This is a genomic window from Pseudomonas maioricensis (genome assembly GCF_022790535.1).
GTDB lineage: Bacteria > Pseudomonadota > Gammaproteobacteria > Pseudomonadales > Pseudomonadaceae > Aquipseudomonas > Aquipseudomonas maioricensis.
Map to the genome: position 1 here is coordinate 421,657 of NZ_LOHG01000003.1, position 21,190 is coordinate 442,846.

The 21,190-nt window shown below is 58.1% G+C and carries 18 protein-coding genes and 1 riboswitch; of the genes, 6 read left to right on the forward strand and 12 right to left on the reverse strand.

What is annotated here, in order from left to right:
* Positions 1–75: 75 nt before the first annotated feature.
* The 8 genes from parC to AUC61_RS07255 form a co-directional block, all read right to left on the reverse strand.
* Complete coding sequence (parC, locus tag AUC61_RS07220) at positions 76–2,340, reverse strand: DNA topoisomerase IV subunit A (protein ID WP_243245279.1); 2,265 nt, start codon at positions 2,338–2,340, stop codon at positions 76–78.
* A 10-nt stretch (positions 2,341–2,350) separates the two neighbouring features.
* Positions 2,351–2,872, reverse strand: a complete 522-nt coding sequence (locus AUC61_RS07225; protein WP_243245280.1) for a retropepsin-like aspartic protease family protein — start codon at positions 2,870–2,872, stop codon at positions 2,351–2,353.
* A complete protein-coding gene (locus AUC61_RS07230; RefSeq protein ID WP_243245281.1) occupies positions 2,869–3,843 on the reverse strand; it encodes an esterase-like activity of phytase family protein in 975 nt (324 codons plus the stop codon). Before AUC61_RS07230 ends, AUC61_RS07225 begins: the two co-directional genes overlap by 4 nt.
* A 404-nt stretch (positions 3,844–4,247) precedes the next feature.
* On the reverse strand, positions 4,248–6,152 hold the full coding sequence (parE, locus tag AUC61_RS07235; RefSeq protein ID WP_243245282.1) for a DNA topoisomerase IV subunit B: 1,905 nt from the start codon (positions 6,150–6,152) through the stop codon (positions 4,248–4,250).
* Positions 6,153–6,297: 145 nt separating this feature from the next.
* Positions 6,298–6,915 carry a YqiA/YcfP family alpha/beta fold hydrolase gene (locus AUC61_RS07240; protein ID WP_243245283.1) on the reverse strand — a complete coding sequence of 206 codons (618 nt, stop codon included), beginning with the start codon at positions 6,913–6,915 and terminating at the stop codon, positions 6,298–6,300.
* Positions 6,916–7,011: 96 nt separating this feature from the next.
* The gene (gene cpdA / locus AUC61_RS07245) at positions 7,012–7,788 is read right to left on the reverse strand and encodes a 3',5'-cyclic-AMP phosphodiesterase (protein WP_243245321.1); all 777 of its coding nucleotides are present in this window, start codon (positions 7,786–7,788) and stop codon (positions 7,012–7,014) included.
* A 442-nt stretch (positions 7,789–8,230) separates the two neighbouring features.
* Complete coding sequence (locus AUC61_RS07250) at positions 8,231–8,683, reverse strand: DUF1249 domain-containing protein (RefSeq protein WP_122663168.1); 453 nt, start codon at positions 8,681–8,683, stop codon at positions 8,231–8,233.
* The gene (locus tag AUC61_RS07255; protein ID WP_243245284.1) at positions 8,674–9,291 is read right to left on the reverse strand and encodes an NUDIX domain-containing protein; all 618 of its coding nucleotides are present in this window, start codon (positions 9,289–9,291) and stop codon (positions 8,674–8,676) included. The genes AUC61_RS07250 and AUC61_RS07255 overlap by 10 nt, the downstream gene beginning before the upstream one ends.
* Positions 9,292–9,499: 208 nt before the next feature.
* Between AUC61_RS07255 and AUC61_RS07260 the strand changes: the two genes are divergently transcribed.
* Positions 9,500–10,246 (forward strand): RsiV family protein, encoded by a 747-nt coding sequence (locus AUC61_RS07260; protein ID WP_243245285.1) that lies wholly within the window; start codon positions 9,500–9,502, stop codon positions 10,244–10,246.
* Here AUC61_RS07260 and cytX read toward each other — a convergent pair.
* Complete coding sequence (gene cytX / locus AUC61_RS07265) at positions 10,215–11,504, reverse strand: putative hydroxymethylpyrimidine transporter CytX (RefSeq protein ID WP_243245286.1); 1,290 nt, start codon at positions 11,502–11,504, stop codon at positions 10,215–10,217. The genes AUC61_RS07260 and cytX overlap by 32 nt on opposite strands.
* A gap of 138 nt (positions 11,505–11,642) precedes the next feature.
* Positions 11,643–13,532, reverse strand: a complete 1,890-nt coding sequence (gene thiC, locus AUC61_RS07270) for a phosphomethylpyrimidine synthase ThiC (RefSeq protein WP_243245287.1) — start codon at positions 13,530–13,532, stop codon at positions 11,643–11,645.
* Between the two features lie 169 nt (positions 13,533–13,701).
* Positions 13,702–13,806: riboswitch (TPP riboswitch) on the reverse strand.
* A gap of 161 nt (positions 13,807–13,967) precedes the next feature.
* Here thiC and AUC61_RS07275 point away from each other — a divergent pair.
* Positions 13,968–15,407, forward strand: coding sequence for a TolC family outer membrane protein (locus tag AUC61_RS07275; RefSeq protein WP_243245288.1), 1,440 nt, complete (start codon positions 13,968–13,970; stop codon positions 15,405–15,407).
* A 116-nt stretch (positions 15,408–15,523) separates the two neighbouring features.
* On the opposite strand, the gene waaA is transcribed toward AUC61_RS07275, so the two are convergent.
* Complete coding sequence (gene waaA / locus AUC61_RS07280) at positions 15,524–16,798, reverse strand: lipid IV(A) 3-deoxy-D-manno-octulosonic acid transferase (protein ID WP_243245289.1); 1,275 nt, start codon at positions 16,796–16,798, stop codon at positions 15,524–15,526.
* Between the two features lie 14 nt (positions 16,799–16,812).
* Positions 16,813–17,697: a LysR family transcriptional regulator gene (locus tag AUC61_RS07285; protein WP_243245290.1), complete on the reverse strand. Its 885-nt coding sequence runs from the start codon at positions 17,695–17,697 to the stop codon at positions 16,813–16,815.
* Positions 17,698–17,791: 94 nt separating this feature from the next.
* Between AUC61_RS07285 and AUC61_RS07290 the strand changes: the two genes are divergently transcribed.
* Genes AUC61_RS07290 through AUC61_RS07305 form a run of 4 tightly spaced genes read left to right on the forward strand, consistent with a single transcriptional unit; the run spans position 17,792 to position 21,154 of the window.
* On the forward strand, positions 17,792–18,124 hold the full coding sequence (locus AUC61_RS07290) for a DMT family transporter (RefSeq protein ID WP_122663176.1): 333 nt from the start codon (positions 17,792–17,794) through the stop codon (positions 18,122–18,124).
* Positions 18,125–18,173: 49 nt separating this feature from the next.
* Positions 18,174–19,349: an NAD(P)/FAD-dependent oxidoreductase gene (locus AUC61_RS07295; protein ID WP_243245291.1), complete on the forward strand. Its 1,176-nt coding sequence runs from the start codon at positions 18,174–18,176 to the stop codon at positions 19,347–19,349.
* A complete protein-coding gene (locus AUC61_RS07300; RefSeq protein ID WP_243245292.1) occupies positions 19,346–20,161 on the forward strand; it encodes an aldo/keto reductase in 816 nt (271 codons plus the stop codon). The genes AUC61_RS07295 and AUC61_RS07300 overlap by 4 nt, the downstream gene beginning before the upstream one ends.
* Before the next feature lie 36 nt (positions 20,162–20,197).
* Entirely contained in the window at positions 20,198–21,154 is a 957-nt protein-coding gene (locus AUC61_RS07305) for a metal ABC transporter ATPase (RefSeq protein ID WP_243245293.1), read from the forward strand.
* Positions 21,155–21,190: the final 36 nt, after the last annotated feature.

Sequence of the window (21,190 nt, forward strand, 5' to 3'; positions counted from 1 at the left end):
GAATATGCGTCATGACTCCAGCGATTATGCGTCGATCTTCATGGCAAAACGAAGACCAATAGCTCTAAAGCAGGATTAAGAGGCGTTTTCTACCAAAAGCGCATCGACCCGCTGGAAGCCACGAGGCAGCTTATTACCCCGACGCCCGCGCTCGCCCTTGTAATGTTCCAGATCATCAGGTTTGAGTGACAGATTGCGTTTACCGGCCTGCAAGACCAGAGTAGCGCCCTGTGGTATCACCGCAATATCAGTTACATATTCTTCACGGCTGGCGACCCGATCACCCGGCACACCGATGATCTTGTTGCCTTTACCTTTGCTCAACTGAGGCAAGTCACTGATCTTGAAGATCAGCAGACGCCCTTCAGTGGTTACAGCAGCGAGCCAGTTCTGCTCACGATCAGCGACCGGACGCGGCAACATCACTTTAGCCCCGTTCGGCAAACTCAGCAGCGCCTTGCCCGCCTTGTTCTTGGCCTGCAGATCCTCGCCCTTGACCACGAACCCATAACCCGCATCCGACGCAATGACGTAGAGCGCGTCATCTTCAGGCAGCAACACGCATTCAAACGTCGCGCCTGGCGGTGGCTGAAGCTTGCCTGTTAACGGCTCACCCTGCCCCCGAGCAGATGGCAAGGTATGAGCGGCCAGCGAATAACTGCGGCCCGTGGAATCGATAAACACTGCGTATTGGTTGGAACGGCCCATTGCAGCCGTCTGGAAACCATCCCCCGCCTTGTAGGAAAGCCCGGTCGCGTCGATATCGTGACCTTTGGCGGATCGCACCCAGCCTTTTTCCGACAATACGACGGTCACTTTCTCATTCGGCAGCAGGTCATGTTCCGTCATGGCCTTGGCTTCAGCGCGCTCGACGATTGGCGAGCGGCGGTCATCGCCATAGGTTTCGGCGTCTTTCAGCAGCTCGGTGCGGACCAGCTTCTTCAGCTTGGCCTCGCTGCCCAGCAACGCCAGTAGCTTGGTCCGCTCTTTGTTCAGTTCATCCTGCTCATTGCGCAGTTTCATCTCTTCGAGGCGTGCCAACTGACGCAAACGGGTGTCCAGAATGTAGTCAGCCTGGATTTCGCTCAGTTCGAAGCGCTCGATCAACTTCGCCTTCGGATGCTCCTCGGTGCGGATGATATGAATCACTTCATCCAGATTGAGGTATGCCACCAACAAACCGTCCAACAGGTGCAGACGGCGCTCAACCTTGTCGAGGCGGAACTGCAGGCGACGGCGCACCGTGCGTACACGGAACTCCAGCCATTCCACCAGCAATGCACGCAGGTTCTTCAGTTGCGGCTTGCCGTCCAGCCCGATGATGTTGATGTTGACCCGGTAGCTGGACTCCAGATCGGTACTGGCAAACAAGTGCTGCATCAGCGCTTCATGATCAACCCGGCTGTTCACCGGGATGATCACGATTCGGCAAGGGTTTTCATGGTCAGACTCGTCGCGCAGGTCAGCGACCTGCGGTGCCTTGGAAGGCTTGGCCTGCATCAAGGCAGCAATCTGCTCCAGCACCTTGGCCCCGGAAACCTGATGCGGTAGCGCAGTGACGATGATGTCGCCGTCTTCAACGTGATACACGGCGCGCATGCGCACCGAACCTTTGCCGGTTTCATACATTTTCAGCAGGTCGGCACGCGGGGTGATGATCTCCGCTTCGGTCGGGTAATCCGGGCCCTGAATATGCTCAACCAGTTGTTCGACGGTAGCTTTCGGCTCATCAAGCAGACGCACGCAGGCAGTCGCGACCTCACGCAAGTTGTGCGGCGGCACGTCAGTGGCCATGCCCACGGCAATACCTGTCGTGCCGTTGAGGAGGATATTCGGCAAACGTGCTGGTAACACAGCAGGTTCGTCCAGAGTACCGTCAAAATTCGGCACCCAGTCAGCAGTGCCCTGGCCTAACTCGCTGAGCAGCACCTCGGAGTAACGCGACAAACGCGCCTCGGTGTAACGCATGGCCGCGAAGGATTTAGGATCATCCGGCGCACCCCAGTTGCCTTGCCCATCCACCAGCGTGTAGCGGTAGCTGAACGGCTGGGCCATGAGCACCATGGCTTCATAACAGGCCGAGTCACCGTGAGGGTGAAACTTGCCGAGCACGTCGCCGACGGTACGCGCCGACTTCTTGTGCTTGGAATCAGCGTCCAGGCCCAGCTCGCTCATGGCATAGACGATGCGTCGCTGCACGGGCTTGAGACCGTCGCCGATATGCGGCAAGGCACGGTCCATGATCACGTACATGGAGTAGTTGAGGTAGGCCTGTTCGGTGAAGTCAGCCAGTGACCGGCGTTCTACACCATCCAGACTGAGGTCAAGGGAGTCGCTCATGCGTGCCTCATTATTTCGTGGTCTGACGCAGCAGCATGGTGCCACCGCGCTGAGTGAATTCGAGTTGTTTCATTGCGCTCATACCGAGCAGCACCTGCTCTCCGTCCAGACCGGGCACCACCAGGGCGCGCACGTTGTACAGGACGATGTCGCCCAGCTGCAGACGTTCGATTGACGTTCGAAAGCCCTCACTGCGGCCATTGGCGGTGCTGACCCAAACCGGCGCACCCCGTTGTAACTGCAAGGTGTCTGCCACCTTGCCCGGGACCGCCACATCAGTGGCACCGGTATCCAGCAAAAACTCTACGGGGTGATCATCGATCTTGCCCGAGCTGACAAAATGCCCCTGACGATTGCCCACCAGTTGCACTTCTATATATCCATCACCGTGTTGCGAAGTGACCACCGAGTTAGGGTTCACCTGGCGATCTTCCCACTCGCCAAAAAAGCGCGTAGCCAGAAATAGCGCTGCGCCCCAGGCCATGATCATTAGCACCTTGCCCGCGCGTTTGCCGGGAGGTTGCGAACTCATGGTTGCGCACTCCAGCCGCCAGCAGGTGCTGCGAAGCGCCATACAATCGGGCGCTTCTCGCCATCCGCGCGCTCATCGAAATTGTTATCGATGCCTACCCAGGCGCCTGTTTCATCCACTACCAGAGCCTCGGTCAGAGCGAACGGCTGGTCGTAAAGCCGGTTGGGCATCAACGCCTCTTTGGCGAACGACCAGCATTGCTCGCTCTTGCCAGTCTCCAGGGAGCGTCGGCAAATGCGATACGCCGAACGTTCCAGCGTAAACAGCTTGCCGTTGAACAGCGACAGGTCGGCAAAATCACGGGATACCGATTTTCCGCCCACCTGCGGCGGTAAAACTTCACTGCCGGGCTCGGTACGCAACACGCAACTGCCCTTGCAGCGCCAGGCATCCTTGTCGCGGCTGACCACCAGCAACCCGCGTTGACTGCGCTCGGCAGCCAACCACAAACGGTCACCTTGTGGGCTAATGGCCAAGCCTTCAAAAATAGCGTTGAAGTGTTGCAACATGCCCTTGGCCCGCGCCTGTGCTACCAGTTCGGGCGGCAATTTCAGCCAGACGGGCGGCCCCTCGGCAGGCACCTTGAGCACCTCCGCGTGGGCCTCGCTGACGACATACTTATTGCCAGCCGCATCACAGCTGATGCCTTCGAAATCCAGACTCCCGCCGCGCACGAAGGACGACAGTTTTGCCAGCGAACGCAAGTTGGCCGGCAAATCACTCTCCGGCGCAGGTGGTACATCAATCTTCTCAGACTGAGCCAGCCAGACGGTGTTCGTCATATCCATACGGTAGAGCAAGTCGTCGTCGCGGTCCGAAACGGCCCATAACTGGCCACTGCACACCGCCAGCCCTGACAGATTGCCACCGACCATGCCGTCCACCGGATGCTCTGAAACAAGCGTCAGCTCTGGCAGTGGTGCTGCGAATGCCGGAGCCACCAGCAGAGTTGCAAGCAGCCCGGCCCACACAGATCGCCTGTAGGAGCGCGCTTGCCCGCGATTCGGTCGTTCAGGCGCGCCACTCACTGAATGACCTGACGCCATCGCGAGCAAGCTCACTCCTATCGAAAAAAATCTGGCTACCTGACCTGGAATGCTTTTCTGTAGGAGCTCACGAGCACCGCGAGGCAGCGATTGCGTCCTGTCTGATACACCGCTATCGCGGCCTCGCGCTGCTCGTGCGCTCCTACAGGTCCCAATGTTTGCAACGCGGTTTTGTATCAAACGCGCAATCCTGTAGGAGTGAGCTTGCTCGCGATTCGGTCTGCCAAGCGCTGAATGCAGTGCCTGAACTGACGCTATCGCGAGCAAGCCCGCTCCTACAGGGGCAGCAAAGGAATCACGCGGTGTCGAAGACACCGTGGGGCCTCGCATCAAGTCAAAACCTCGGCGAGGTTGCCTTTGGACTCCAGCCAGCTCTTGCGGTCGCCAGCGCGCTTTTTGGCCAGCAACATGTCCATCATTTCCGACGCGACTTCAAAATCGTCCAGGGTCAGTTGCACCAGACGCCGGGTGTTTGGATCCATGGTGGTTTCACGCAGCTGCGGCGGGTTCATCTCACCCAGACCTTTGAATCGTGTGACCTGCGGCTTGCCGCGCTTCTTCTCGGCCACCAGACGGTCAAGGATCCCGTCGCGCTCGGCTTCATCAAGCGCGTAGTAGATTTCTTTACCCAAGTCGATGCGATACAACGGCGGCATGGCGACATAAACATGGCCCGCGTCCACCAGCGGACGGAAATGCTGGACGAACAACGCGCACAGTAGCGTTGCGATGTGCAAACCGTCGGAGTCAGCGTCGGCGAGGATGCAGATCTTGCCGTAGCGCAACTGGCTCATGTCCGCAGCCCCCGGATCAACACCAATGGCGACGGCGATGTTGTGGACTTCCTGGCTGGCAAGCACTTCGCCGCCGTCGACTTCCCAGGTATTGAGGATCTTGCCGCGCAACGGCAGGATCGCCTGAAACTCCTTGTCCCGTGCTTGCTTGGCGGAACCACCTGCGGAGTCACCCTCGACCAGAAACAGCTCGGAGCGCATCGGATCCTGACCTGCACAGTCGGCGAGCTTGCCAGGCAATGCCGGGCCCTGAGTGATGCGCTTGCGTTCAACCTTCTTGCTGGCCTTGAGGCGACGACCGGCGTTGTTGATTGCCAGTTCGGCCAGTTGCATACCCAGATCGGAGTTGGCGTTGAGCCACAGGCTGAATGCGTCCTTTACGACACCGGACACAAACGCTGCGGCTTCCCGAGAGGACAGGCGTTCCTTGGTCTGACCGGAAAACTGTGGCTCCTGCATTTTCATCGACAGGACGAAAGCAATGCGTTCCCAGACATCTTCCGGCGCCAGTTTCACACCACGAGGTAGCAGATTTCGGTATTCGCAGAACTCGCGCATGGCATCAAGCAGGCCCTGACGCAAACCGTTCACATGAGTGCCGCCCTGCGCCGTCGGGATCAGGTTGACGTAACTTTCCTGAACGCTGTCGCCGCCTTCAGGCAGCCAGAGCAATGCCCAGTCGACGGCTTCTTTATTACCGGCAAAACTGCCACAGAAAGGCTCATCCGGCAGGCGCAGGAAATCAGTGACCGAATCCTGCAGATAAGAACGCAGGCCGTCTTCGTAATGCCATTCGACTTTTTCACCTGCAGCTTTGTCTTCAAAGCTGACCAGCAGTCCCGGACACAGTACGGCTTTGGCCTTGAGCACGTGCTTGAGGCGGCTGACCGAAAACTTGGGAGTATCGAAATATTTAGGATCCGGCGCGAAGTAAACGCTGGTCCCGGTATTACGTTTGCCGACGGTGCCGACTATCTCCAGTTCCGATGCTTTGAAACCATCGGTGAAGCTCATTTCGTATTCGTTGCCGTCACGCTTGACCCGGACTTTGACCAGGGTCGACAGCGCGTTGACCACCGAGATACCCACACCGTGCAAACCACCGGAGAACTGATAGTTCTTGTTGGAGAACTTGCCGCCCGCGTGAAGCTTGGTGAGGATCAGCTCGACACCCGAGACGCCCTCTTCCGGGTGAATATCCACCGGCATGCCGCGACCATCGTCGGACACTTCCAGCGAATTGTCGGCATGCAGAATCACCTGCACCGATTTGGCATGGCCCGCCAGAGCTTCGTCGACGCTGTTGTCGATCACTTCCTGGGCAAGGTGATTCGGCCGCGAGGTGTCGGTATACATGCCCGGCCGCTTGCGAACCGGGTCGAGGCCCGAGAGGACTTCGATGGCGTCTGCGTTATAAGAGCTAGCGCTGGGATTGGCCATGGGGTCTCGTCATCAGTTGTTCGTGGGGTTACAGAGTTGAAAACCTGTAGGAGCTGCCGAAGGCTGCGATCCGGCATAAGCCAAATGGAAGCTTTCGATCCAATCGCAGCCTTCGGCAGCTCCTACATTTAATCCGGCTATACATTCAAAGCGTCGAAACATCCACCGCCTGCAACAATTCAGGGGCGAATCCAGCAAAACTCAACAGTGCTGGCAATTGTCCGGCAAAACCTTGGTAACTGTGATCGCCGCCAGCCTGAATACGCAAGGCGCATGCCCGATAAAACGATTCGGCGCGGCGATAATCAAGGGTCTCATCACCGGTTTGCAGCCAGACCTGAACACGCGCCGGGTCTTGAGGTGCGGGCACTTCCAGTTCGGCCAGAGCCTTGACGTGATCGTGGGTCAGCTCCCAGGTTTCGCCGGTATAAAGGTTTTGCTGCGTACCGACAAAGCCATCGAATAGCTGGTGCGGATTGACTGCCGGGTTGATCAGCACGGCTTTCAGGCCGTGGCGCTGCGCCAAGTGTGTCGCATAGTAGCCGCCGAGCGAGCTGCCGACCAGCAGTGGCCGTCCGAGTTCTTCGATAGCGGATTCCAGCTGAACCATGGCCTGACGCGGATGATGATGCAATTCGGGGACTCGGACCTGCTCACTCAGCCCCAGCGAGCGCATCAGTGCGATCAACTGAGTGGCTTTTTTCGACAGCGCGGAGCTGTTCAGACCGTGGATATAAAGCAGTGTGGGTATTTCGCTGGTCACGCCGTCCGCTCCTGGATCACTGAGTGGTACAAAGCCGCGCAGTTTACAGGGACTAACGCTGAAAGACTCGTCCCCGTGTGTTTCACGACGAAATGATCAGTACCCCTCGCCCCCATAATCCACTTCGAAATCCATGCCAACGACTCGCGACACACCGGTTTCCAGCTGTCCATCGTCAAACAGACGCAGCCAGCGGTAGCCCGGAGCGGCAGTGTCGACCTTGAAGTCGACACTGCCCGGCGCGAATTGAATGCAGGTCGAAGGCGACGCCAAAAGCCGAATCGTATCGCGCATCTGGTCGTATTCCTGATGCACATGACCCCACAACATTGCACGCACCTGTGGAAAACGCTCCAGTACCGCAAACAGTGCATCGGGATTACGCAAGCCAATGGGATTCATCCACTCGCAGCCAATCGGCACAGGATTGTGATGCAGGCAGACCAGGTGATGACGTTCAGGAGCCTCGCTCACGGCTTGCGCCAGCAGTTGCAACTGTTGATCGCGCAAATAACCGGGTACCGAGCCGGGCACCGATGAGTCGAGCAACGTCACTCGCCAGTTGCCAATATCGATAACCGGGTCGAGCAGGTCGCTTTGTTGAGCGGCCTGCTGCATTTCCAGCGACTCGTCATGATTGCCGGGAAACCAGCGCTTGGGGGCCTGAATCTGATCGCTCAGATTCCGAAACGCTTCGTAGGACTCGACGCTGCCGTCTTGCGAGACATCGCCACTGGCAACCACCAGATCCACCTGCGGCTGTTCGACCAGAACCAGTTCGATGACTTTTTGCAGACTCTCGCGGGTTTTCATGCCCAGCAGCGTGCCGTCCGCCTTGGCGAACAAATGGCTGTCGGACAGTTGGACCAGCAGGACTGAGTCTTTAACGGGAACGTTCGGCAAAAGCCATCTCCTTGGGCAGAGTCTGGCGATTATGGTGGGAAGCGCTGAGGTCGGCAAATCCGGGAATGAGCGGCAGGTCTCAGTTACGATCGGTTGCAGCGAAGATTCTCTCTATTGAGTATCTCCATGAATCGACGCCGGGGTTCTGACACAGCGCTGTCGCGTAGCAAACGAATGACCCTGGTAGGAGCCAACTTGTTGGCGAGACGTCAGACCTGCATCGTCAGAAATTCCGCTTCGCCAACAAGTTGGCTCCTACCAGGTCTGCGTTTCAAATCCATTGTTGAAGTGATGTTTGATGAGAGCGCACGAGCGCTGCGAAGCCGCGATAGGGTATGCCAGACAGGACGGCATCGCAGCATCGCGGTGCTCGTGAGCTCCTACAGGACAGTTATGCACCTGTTGATTAACATCACCGCACCGCTTCAAACTCATGCCCACACGCCAGGCAATGGCTCAGCCATTCGCCCAAAAACAGATTGAGCTGAGCCTTCTCGTCCGGCTGATGCATTTCAGCGTTAGGGTATGGATAGATCCCCCGGAAGCGCCGAGCATGTTCGGCGCCTATCACTTCGGCCATGCGCGCATCGTGATAGACCTGCACTTCCAGACTGGGAACCGGCAGCCATGGCAGGCTGTGTTCCTGACGCACTTGCAGGGTAGTTGTGTATGGGCAGTCGAGCAGCACTTCGACCGCCAGGACGCCGAGCATTTGATCGCCTTGGGTGACGGCAACCCGACGTGAGCGTTGTTCGTTGCGCATGTCCGGCAACAACCGCATCAAGCGCGCGTAGTTGGCCTCGCAGGCAGCTTGTAGCCCGGCAAGGTCAACACGATAGCGCTCGCGCAATGGACTCACGACCATAACCCCCTGATTTCGACACGGTTCAGCGCCAGCCATTGCAGCGCGATAATCGTCGAAGCATTGATAATTCGCCCGTCACGCACTGCTTGCAGTGCATCGTCAAAGGACCAGACGGTAACGCGGATATCTTCACCTTCGGACTCCAGTCCATGCAATCCCCCCGCGCCCTCACTTTCACAGCGCCCCAGGTACAGATGAACAAACTCATCACTGCCACCCGGTGAAGGAAAGTATTTGGTGATCGGCCACAAGGCGCTGAAGACAATTCCAGCTTCCTCCTCTGCTTCGCGGTGAGCAACCTCTTCAGGCTCCTCAGCCTTGTCGATCAAACCTGCGACCAGTTCAATCAGCCAGGGATTGGCAGTTTTCTCCAGCGCACCCACACGGAATTGCTCGATCAACACCACTTCATCGCGTTTGGCGTCGTACGGCAGCACACAGACCGCGTCATGACGCACAAAAAGCTCACGACTGATTTCTTTGCCAAGACCACCCACAAACTGTTCGTGACGCAAGAAGACTTTGTCCAGTCTATAAAAGCCCTGGAAGCAGTTTTCACGCCGGGTGATTTCAAAAGCAGTCGGGATCGATCGGGTCTGTTCGGTCATGTGTTTCTCGCTTTGGGCAAGTCGTAACGTGATGCCATCCTAACGCGCATCGCCAACCAGATGCAGCCCCCTTGAACATGCAGGGTAGACGGCCAATAGCGAAACGAACTCTAATCCGCCCAGCGGCGAACCGATGTCACCGTTTGCAGTCCAAGCAGCCTGAACTCGAACAACGTAACCGTCTTCATTGCCACCGCAAAGGATCAACATGTCGTTATTGAGGATCGCTTCACTGGCTTGCCTGGCACTTATGCTGGGCGCCTGTCAGAGCCTGTTCCAACCCAATTACCGTGCGCCCCTGCAGGTGCAGCGTGATGCCTCCGAACTGATCAAACCGGGCTGCACAGCTGCTGACTGCCCCTTGGTGAACATCGACACCGTGCACTTCCCCGATGAGCCCAAGCTGGACGCCATCGTGCAGAAGACACTGCTGCAACTGACTCGCACGGATTCCAGCGGACCGCTGCCGACCTCGCTCAAGGCGTATCAAGAGCAATACCTGCGTGACTCCCAAGGGCGCAACGCCAGCTATTTGCAAGCCAAAGTACGCGAGCAACATGACGGTATCGTAGTCGTCGAGCTGTCCAGCTATCTGGATACCGGCGGCGCACATGGCGCGCCCGGCCGTGCGTTCATCAACTATTCACGTCAGCAAGAGAAAGTGCTGACCCTTGCCGACATGATCGTGCCGGGCAAGGAAGGCGAGTTCTGGCAGAAGGCAGAACTGGCGCATCAAGGCTGGCTGCTGTCGACCAAGATGAATGAAGACGCCGAGTTCATGAAAACCTGGCCCTTCAAACGTACCCCGCACATCGCCCTGACTTACGGCGCGTTCATCCTCAAGTATCAGGTGGACACTATCGCGCCTTACTCAATGGGCCACATCGAGCTGAAGATTCCTTATCCGCAGCTCAATGGCATCCTCAAACCGGAACTGTTCCCAGGTCGCGGTTGAGGTTTTTGCCCAGCAACAACTGCAGCACGCCAGCGACGATGAGCGCTGGCAGTGTTGCGCCGATATCCGGGTAAAGATTGGCCAGCAAATGGTAGGTGCTGACTCCGCCTAGCCATGCCAGCAAAGTCATCCAGCGAAATCCGACATTAGCCACCCGGCTTTTGCGTGCGCGCAACACAAAGTGATCCACCAGCACCACGCCAAACAATGGCGCAAACACCGAGCCGATCAGCAACAGGAAGTTCTGGTATTGCGCCAAGGGCGCAAAGCAGGCGATCAACGTGCAGATCACACCGATGGCCAAGGCCAGATGCTCGACTTTCAGCTTTAACAAAACTCCGCTGGATACCGCTGCCGAGTGAATATCGGCGAATGCATTTTCAGACTCATCCAGCAGAATAAGTAATAACGGAATCCCCAAGCCTGCACCCGCCAGCGCCAGCAACAAGGCATTGACCTGGCCACTCGGGGCGAACGCCAGCGTATAGGCCACGCCCAGGCCCATCAGCCAGAAATTACCGATGAAGAAGCCCAGCGCGGTACCGCCAAAAACGTTTCGTGCGCGTTTACCGAAACGTGAGTAATCGGCTATCAATGGCAGCCACGAAAGCGGCATGGCGATAGCGATGTCGAAGCCCACAGCGAATGGTAAGGAACCATCACCAGCCTGAGCCCAAAGCGCGGCCAGATCAGCCTTGGCGAACAGATTCCAGGTCAGCCACAAGCAAGCCGCCAACAACAGCCAGATCCCCCACTTGCGCAGAATCTGCCGCACGAACGTGAGCGGGCCACTGACCGCCAGTAACGTCGCCAGACCACCGAAAAACAACGTCCAGAGCAACGGGCTGGTCCACAGGGTGTTGTCGCCAAAAGCCTGGGTGCCGAGCAAGCTTGCTGCATCGCGCATGACGATGATTTCAAACGAGCCCCAACCGATCAGCTGCAACAGGTTGAGCAACGCAGGCAGTGAAGCACCTTTGCTACCGAGGCTGAGTTTGAGCGCGGCCATGGACGATAAACCGGTGTCGCTGCCGATCACGCCAACAGCAGCGAGCAGCAACACGCCCACCAACGTGCCGAGAAAAATCGCCAGCAGCGAACCCGACATGCCCAGCCCCGGCGCCAATAGCGCACCGGTTTGCAGGACCATGAGGCCGATGCCGAGGGAGAACCACAGAGAAAACAGGTCACGCCCGCCGAAGACGCGTTTGTCTAAGGGGACGGGGGTATCGGGGGAGTAGGTGCTGGGGGTGGTCATGGTTTTAGTCCAGGAGAACACATGTAAAGGCGACGAATCCCGGTAGGAGCGAACTCGTTCGCGAGGCGATTTAATGTGAAACCCTAAAGCCGCCTCGCGAACAAGTTCGCTCCTACCAAGACCTCTGCCAGCTTCAAATCAAACTTTTTTGTACAGCTGGCTGCCTTCCTGCTTGAAGCGCTCGGCCTGCTCCGCCAGCCCTTGGGCGACGTCCAGGTCAACGGTTTCAATCTTCTGATTGGCCGCGTACTCACGCACTTCCTGGGTGATTTTCATCGAGCAGAATTTCGGCCCGCACATGGAGCAGAAATGCGCGACCTTGGCGGAGTCTTTCGGCAAGGTTTCGTCGTGATAAGACCGTGCGGTGTCCGGATCCAGACCGAGGTTGAACTGGTCTTCCCAGCGGAATTCAAAACGCGCCTTGCTCAATGCGTTGTCACGGATCTGCGCGCCTGGATGCCCTTTTGCAAGGTCCGCCGCATGCGCCGCGATCTTGTAGGTGATGATCCCGGTCTTCACGTCATCCTTGTTCGGCAGGCCCAAGTGCTCCTTGGGCGTGACATAGCAAAGCATCGCGCAACCGAACCAGCCAATCATGGCCGCACCAATACCCGAGGTGATGTGGTCGTAGCCTGGCGCAATGTCAGTGGTCAGCGGGCCAAGGGTGTAGAACGGCGCTTCGTCACAGCACTCCAGTTGCTTGTCCATGTTCTCTTTGATCAACTGCATCGGCACGTGGCCCGGGCCTTCGATCATGGTCTGCACGTCGTGCTTCCACGCGATCTTGGTCAATTCACCCAGGGTTTCCAGCTCGCCGAATTGCGCGGCGTCGTTGGCATCGGCAATCGACCCTGGACGCAAGCCATCACCCAGCGAGAAGCTGACATCGTAGGCCTTCATGATTTCGCAGATGTCTTCAAAGTGCGTGTAAAGGAAGTTCTCCTTGTGATGCGCCAGGCACCACTTGGCCATGATCGATCCGCCACGGCTGACAATGCCGGTCACACGTTTGGCGGTCAGTGGCACATAGCGCAGCAGCACACCGGCGTGAATCGTGAAGTAGTCCACGCCCTGCTCTGCCTGCTCGATCAGCGTGTCGCGAAACAGCTCCCAGGTCAGGTCTTCGGCGGCACCGCCAACTTTTTCCAGCGCCTGATAGATCGGCACCGTACCAATCGGAACCGGCGAGTTACGAATGATCCACTCGCGGGTCTCATGAATGTGTTTGCCCGTGGACAAGTCCATGACCGTGTCCGAGCCCCAACGGATGCCCCATGTCAGCTTGGCGACTTCTTCTTCGATGGAAGATCCCAGCGCGCTATTGCCGATGTTGCCGTTGATCTTCACCAGGAAGTTGCGGCCAATGATCATTGGCTCCAGTTCCGTGTGGTTGATGTTGGCAGGAATGATCGCGCGACCGCGGGCGATTTCTTCGCGCACGAATTCAGCGGTGATTTCCTTCGGGATATTCGCGCCAAAGCTATGCCCGGCATGTTGTTGAGTGAGCAGACCCGCAGCGCGGGCTTCCTGCAACTTCATGTTTTCGCGGATGGCGACGTATTCCATCTCCGCCGTGATGATGCCCTGACGTGCGTAATGCATCTGGCTGACGTTGGCCCCGGCCTTCGCCCGACGCGGGTTACGCACATGAGCGAAACGCAGACGGGTCAGCTCGGCATCGGCCAGTCGCTGCTGGCCAAAATTCGAGGTCAGGCCATCCAGGCGCTCGGTGTCATTGCGCGAGTCGATCCACGGCGAACGCACGTCGGCCAGGCCTTTGCGCACGTCAATGGTGACATTGGGGTCAGTGTAGGGGCCGGAGGTGTCGTAAACGGTGACCGGCGCATTGATCTCACCACCAAAATCGGTTGGTGTGACATCAAGATGGATTTCGCGCATCGGTACGCGAATGTCCGGGCGGGAGCCCTGAACGTAAATTTTTTGCGAGCGGGTAAACGGCTGCACCGACCCTGAGTCGACTTGGGCGGACTCACTCAGATTGGCGGCGTTTTTTAGATTTGTACTCATCACGGGCTCTCCAGACATCATCCAGCGGCGGATTAATTGTCGGAGCGAACCTGAGGACGGAAAGACGCACCAAGGTTGGTGCTGAGTATCGAGCAGAGAGTGTTCGATTCATTTCAGGTTTTCAGAAATGAACCATCGACCCCGGACGACACTCAAGAGGACTCGCCGGGAGACGAGAAATCTTGTTCCCTACGCAGGCGCTAACCTGATCAGGTTCAACGGGATCCGGTTTAACCGATCTCAGCCTCAAATCAAGGCACCCCGACAAGAACGTTGCCAGTCTAGTCGGGACAAGGCCTGAACGCCAAGCACGTTTTCAAACGCTGGATAAATGGCTGATATGGCGGATTGTTGCCAAGCCCCCCAGCCTCTACACTCGCTAGCCAGCTTCTCGGATATCGGACTGGCACAATAATCATGAACAGGGAACGCCCCATGCTGCACAAACTTTCATTGGCCATTGCCGTGTCATGTGCCTGCAGTCCGATTGCCTGGGCAGCCGACTTGCCGCTGCCGACCAAAACCGGTCTGGTCAGCGTTTATCAGGAAGCAGTCGACAACAACGCCGATCTCGCAGCGGCACGTGCCGATTATGCAGCCCGCAAAGAAGTCGTGCCCCAAGCGCGCGCAGGCCTGCTGCCCAATTTGTCTGCGGGGGCCAACGTTAACAACACCCGCACCAGCATTGACCAGCCCAACGCCATCGCCACCCGTAGCGGCACCGTTTACCAAGCCACGCTGAGCCAACCGATTTTCCGTGCAGATCGCTGGTTTCAGTTGCAGGCCGCAGAAGCAGTCAATGAGCAAGCAGCACTGGAGCTCTCAGCCACCGAGCAGAACCTGATTCTGCAAAGCGCGCAAAGCTACTTCACCGTGCTGCGCGCCCAAGACAATCTGGCCTCGACCAAGGCTGAAGAGGCGGCCTTCGGACGCCAGCTGGATCAAGCCAACGAGCGCTTCGATGTCGGCCTCTCCGACAAGACCGATGTGCTGCAGGCTCAGGCGAGCTATGACACCGCCCGAGCCAGCCGGATCGTTGCCAAGCGTCAGGTGGATGATGCATTCCAGGCGCTGGTGACATTGACCAATCGCGAATACAACTCCATTGAAGGCATCGTCCACACCTTGCCGATCCTGGCGCCGATGCCTAACGACGCCAAAGCCTGGGTTGATACCGCTGCACAACAGAATCTCAACCTGCTTGCCAGTAATTACGCAGTGAGCGCCGCCGAAGAAACTCTGCGCCAGCGCAAGGCCGGACACGCCCCGACGCTTGATGCGGTGGCTCAGTATCAACGTGGCGATAACGACGCGCTGGGCTTCAGTAATCCGAACTACACCGGACAGAACTACCGTGGCGACGTCGAGCAACGCAGCATCGGGGTGCAGTTGAATATCCCTATCTATAGCGGCGGGCTGACCAGCTCGCAAGTGCGTGAAGCGTATTCAAGACTGAGCCAGAGCGAGCAGCGCCGCGAGGGGCTTCGTCGTCAGGTAGTGGAAAACACTCGCAACCTGCACCGTGCAGTCAACACCGACGTGGAACAGGTCCAGGCTCGCAAACAGTCGATCATTTCTAATCAGAGCGCGCTGGAAGCCACGGAAATCGGCTATCAGGTGGGCACTCGCAACATCGTCGACGTGCTGGATGCCCAGCGTCAGTTGTATGCATCAGTGCGTGATTACAACAACACCCGCTATGACTACATTCTCGATAACCTGCGCTTGAAGCAGGCTGCGGGAACATTGAACCCCGGCGACCTGCAAGACCTGTCCCGCTACCTGAAAGCCGACTACAACCCGGACAAAGACTTCCTGCCGCCAGATCTTGCAGCGGCTGCGAAGAAGAACTTCGAAAGGCCGCCGCAAAGGTAGGGAGACCTTGATGGCGCGCCATGCCAGACACCGCGCTGCAACGGTAGGAGCGAACTTGTTCGCGAGACGGCGTACCTGAACCACCGCGTCAGCCCTTCTCGCCAACAAGTTGCCTCCTACCTTAGAAGACGGCCAAGCCCATCCAGCAGCCGCTGCAATGCTCCTTGATTGGCCTTCATCACCGCCAACCCCGCCTCGGCCATCTCATGAGCCTGTTGTGGCTGGTCAAACAGTTGCTGCACGGCAGCCGAAAGACTCACCGCATCGCTGCTTTCGATCAATGCGCTGGCATTGCGCAACATCGCGGCGATTTCCAGAAAGTTGAACAGGTGCGGGCCGCTCAATACCGGCTTGGCCAGCGCAGCAGGCTCCAGCAGATTGTGTCCGCCGTTAGGCACCAGACTGCCACCGACGAAAGCGATGTCAGCCAACGCATAGAGAAACAGCAGCTCGCCCATGGTGTCGCCCACCAACACGACGGTTTCAGCGGTAACGAGTTGTGCGGTTGAGCGCCGCACTGTCGCGAAACCTTGTTGCACGGCAAGATCATGCACGCTGTTAAAGCGCTCCGGGTGGCGAGGCACCAACACCAGCAATGCATCCGGATGGCTGACAAGCAACTGCCGATGGGCCGCCAACACAACCTCATCCTCTCCAGCGTGTGTGCTTGCGGCTATCCATACCGGACGCTGGCTTGCGTGCCATTGCTCACGCAGTTGCGCGGCATCGATCAGCAGTTGCGGGTCTATAGTCAGGTCGAATTTGATCGAGCCAGTAACCGACACGCATTCCGGACGTGCTCCCAACTCCAGAAAACGCTGTGCCTCGGTTTCCGTCTGCACCGCGAACAAACTCATTTCTTCGAGCATCGGCCGGGTCAACCTGGCAAACCGTGCATAACCTCTCGCCGAACGCTCAGATAGCCGGGCATTAGCCAGAGCGACGGGAATGCCGCGCTTGCTGCACTGATGGATATGGTTAGGCCACAGCTCGGTCTCCATGATCACGCCAAGCACTGGCTGAATGTGATTCAGAAAACGGGCCGCTGCCCATGGCAAATCGTAAGGCAGGTAACAATGCTGCACGCGTGGCTCATTGGCAAACATCGCCTTGATCCGCTCTGAACCGGTCGGCGTCATACACGTTACGGTAATCGGCAGCTGTGGATAACGTGCCAGCAGCGCACGAATCATCGGCGCAGCGGCAATGCTTTCGCCCACCGATACGGCATGCACCCAGATACCGCCTTTGTGCATCGCAGGAAGGCCGAGGGCAAAGCGCTCGCCGATCCGCTGTCGATAGGCAGGCGCCTTGCGCGCTCGAAGCCACAGCCGAACGGCCACCAGTGGCAGGCCGAGATGAAACAGCAAGGTATATAAGGTTCTATTCATGGGCGCGGAGTTTATCAGCCAATGGCCCGCAAATGCCGGGCAAAACTTTCGGACAGCCACTGCGCAGCAGGCCCCAGAGGTTCGTCGCGACGCCAGACCATCTCCACCACTAAAGGTGGCGGTGTCCATTCGCTGACCAGTTCGGTCATCTGGCTCTGATAGGTTGGGTATTGCACCACATGCCGAGGCAGCCATGCCCAGCCCAGGCCACGCATGAGCAATTCAGCCATCACATAAAAACTATCGGCACGCCACACGTGCGGGCTCAATTGCTCGCCGCCCGGATAGCCACTCTGCTGCGGCGCAATAAGCAATTGTCGATGCCGTGCCAATTGCTGCCGGGTAACGCGCGCCTCGCTCGCCAATGGATGACCCACCGAGCAAACCGTGACCATTTCCACACTGCCCAGCCCTCTTCGCTCAAGCGCGGCAGGCATCTGTTCATGATGAAACAGAAGGCCCAGATCTGCGCGACGCTCAAGCAACTTGCGCGCAACATCGCCCTGCGCACCGCTGGCCAACTGGACTTCAAGCGTGGGAAAGCGATCTGACAGCGCCTCCAGGCTGTCGAGTACGGGCTGATAAGGCATGGCTTCATCGTGTGCCACACGCAATTGCGCCTCCTGACCACGCATTAACGCCAATGCGCGACCGTCGATGCGCTCGCACTGACGCAACAGTTCTCGCGCCTCTTCAAGCAGCGCCGTACCCGCCTCGGTCAACCGGGGCTGGCGACCGCTGCTGCGTTCAAACAGGCTGACACCCAAGTCAGCCTCCAGCATGGCAATGGCGCTGCTGACCGCAGACTGCGCCCGATGCATATCCCGGGCGACAGCAGAAAACGAGCGCTGCTCCGCCACGCTGACAAACAAACGCATTTGTTCAAGGTTCCACTGCATCGCCTGCCAACCTATCTCCAAGAACGATAGGTAATGACTTTACCCCATCTCGTTGATGGCTAAAATGCGCGGCATACAAAGAGGAGTTACCGTCATGCCTGCGTACTACCTGCTGGCCATCGCCATTTGTGCCGAAGTCATTGGCACCATTTCCATGAAAGCCGTGAAAGGCTTGAGCACACCGATACCGCTGATGCTGGTGATCTGCGGCTACGCCATAGCTTTCTGGATGCTGATTCTGGTGGTGCGCACGATTCCAGTGGGCGTCGCGTACGCCGTCTGGGCGGGCATGGGGATTGTCATGGTCAGCGTCGCTGCGTTCTTCATCTACGGGCAAAAGCTCGACATTCCGGCCATGCTCGGCATGGGTTTGATCGTGCTGGGCGTCGTGGTGATTCAGTTGTTTTCGAAAACCGCCGGGCATTGAAAACGCGTTCCTCTATAATGGCCGCATTCTTCCGGCCACAGAGGTGCTCATGCCTTCCGTTATTTCCACTGACGTCCTGATCGTCGGTGCCGGCGTTGCTGGTCTCTGGCTCAACGCCCGACTGCGTGGCCAAGGGTTCTCGACCGTACTCGTCGAGAACGCCAGCCTGGGCGGCGGGCAAAGTCTCAAGTCGCAAGGCATTATTCACGGTGGCGCCAAATACGCGCTGCATGGTGCCTTGTCGGGTGCATCGGAAGCGATTGCCGATATGCCGCGCCGCTGGCGTGAAGCGTTGGCCGGCACCGGCGAACTGGACCTGAGCGGCGTACGTGTACTTTCTCAAGCACATTACCTGTGGTCGCCAGGCACCCTGGCGGGCAACCTCACCAGCTTTTTTGCCAGCAAAGCCGTACGCGGTCGCGTTGATCAAGTCAAAGGCACTGACCTGCCGCCAGCCCTGCAGGACCCAAAGTTCAAGGGCAAGGTTTATCGCTTGGCTGAACTGGTCATCGACGTCCCGAGCCTGATTGAGCGTCTGGCTGAACTGGCCAATGGCAGCTTGCTGGCCGGGACCCATCTGGAGCCGTTGATGGATGGCGACGATCTGGTCGGCATGCAAGTTGATGGCCTGGATATTCTCGCCCAGCGCGTGGTGCTGTGCGCTGGCGCAGGCAATGCCGATCTGCTCAAAAAGCTCGGCGTGGCACAGCCAGCGATGCAACGTCGACCGCTGCACATGGTGCTCGCAAAAGGCCCCAGCCTGAAGCCGCTGTATGCTCACTGCCTGGGCGGCGGCCCCAAGCCGCGCCTTACCGTCACGACTCACCCGGCCGCCAATGGCCAATGGGTGTGGTACGTGGGCGGCGATGTTGCTGAGGCCGATGGTGTGGCGCGAGATCCGGCACAGCAAATCGCTGCGGTGAAGAAAGAGCTGGGCACTTTGTTGCCGTGGATTGATCTCAGTCAGGTCGAGTGGGCCACCTTGCGGGTTGATCGGGCAGAGCCAGCGCAATCCGGACTGGTACGCCCCGACAACGCGTTCCTCAGCGTACAGAACCGTCTGATGGTCGGCTGGCCGACAAAGCTGGCTTTGGCGCCGGACTTTTCTGACCGGGTACTGGCGGCGCTGTCCTACGAGGAAATCCATCCGACTCCACAGCCATTGCTGACAGGCCTGCCCAAGCCACCACTGGCCATACCTGTCTGGGACCAATTACTGCCATGAGCGTAAAAACCCTTCACGAGCTCCACCGTCCACTGGGCAGCACCGGCATCAGCGTATCGCCACTGGGCCTTGGTACCGTCAAGCTGGGTCGGGATCAGGGTGTTAAATACCCTAACGGTTTCACGATTCCGGACGACGTGCAGGCACAGATGCTGCTGCGGATGGCTCGGGACATGGGCATCAACCTGATAGACACCGCGCCCGCTTACGGCACCAGTGAAGAACGCCTTGGGCCGCTGTTGCGTGGCCAGCGTCAGGACTGGGTAATCGTCAGCAAGGTCGGAGAAGAATTCGAAAACGGTCATTCGAGCCATGACTTCAGTGCAGACCACACTCGAATGTCAGTGGAGCGCAGCCTGAAACGTCTGGAAACCGATTTTATTGATCTGGTACTGGTCCATTCGGACGGTAATGATCTGGCCATTCTCAACGACAGTGATGTTTACCAGACGCTGGCTGAGCTCAAGCGTGAAGGCAAAATTCGCGGCTTCGGTTTTTCCGGCAAGACGGTCGAGGGTGGCCTGCTGGCATTACGTGACGGCGATTGTGCCATGGTGACCTACAACCTCACCGAGCAGGGCGAAAAACCCGTGCTCGACTACGCTGCTGCTCACGGTAAAGGCATTCTGGTCAAGAAGGCGCTGGCCAGCGGTCACGTCTGCCTGAGCCCTGGCGTCGACTCGGTCCAAGCCAGCTTTGAAATGCTGTTTGCCCATCCGGGTGTTGCCAGTGCTATTGTCGGGACCATTAATCCGCTACATCTGGCCCATAACGTAGCGACTGCCGCTGCCGTGATTCGCCGTCCAGCCTGATGTAGGCGGCCGACCCCAACGCAAGAAGGAGCCGATATGCCGCGAACCTTGATTCGGAAGAATCCCAGCAACTTCAAAACCCTGCCGTTATTCGTCGAAGCCACTCCCGAAGGCCTGAACTACCAGAGCATCGGGATGCCGCTGAACTTCTCACAGACCCTGCAGCGTCGCCGCAAGATAGAGGTGGCCGATACAGAGCGCTTCTCCACGGAGCTTGCCAACCTTGGGGTTTCAGTCAGGCTGACGCTGAACTGGCAAAACCGTGATTACTGGGTGCTGGTTCGTCAACGCCGCCAGGATCGGGGCGACGTGGTGCTCAAGCTGATTTCGGGGTACGTCCCGGCGCATGAGCTGAACCTGCCGCTGCACACTGCCATCCAGGAGGTTGCCGAAGAATGCCTCATTGAAACGCCTCAGGGCTGGTTAAGCGGACGTTTCAATGACATCTGGCTGCCAGCGCCTTATGCAGCCGCGTTGCATTACCGCGAAGCCATGCCGTTTCGCCTCAGCCCGTTGTCAGGTGCTGCGCGGCCGGTACGTTGCGGGAGCATGACCCTGATCGAACGACCTCGGGCTTACGTGCACCTTCCTACGGCATCGCTGCAGCTCATTTACGACATGCGCCTGGAAGTCCCTCGGGAAGCTCGGCCACTGAGCCTTTTCCATGTGGATGAAAGCCTGGAAAAAGACCAATTGGTTGCTCGGTTGAACCGCAGTAAACCTGACCTTTACCTGATGCCACTCGAGAACGGCGTGCCACTGCCCGAGCTTTACACCTTGAAGCGCGACAAGCTGACGCCTGCGGGAACCCGCGGCCTGTATCTGGCTGAAAGCTTTGCAGCTCAGGAAGGCTGGGTAGTGCGCGACGAACGAATTCGCTGGAAGGACTGGCTACGCCAGCAAGGGATGACGCCACCGCCGAAGAAAACCGGACTAAAGCGTCTGACCGGCAAGGCCCGGCAGTTGTTGCAGTTGGTGACGTTCAAGAGTTGAGCATCAGTGGCGCCGCAAAGTCGCGGATCAAACACC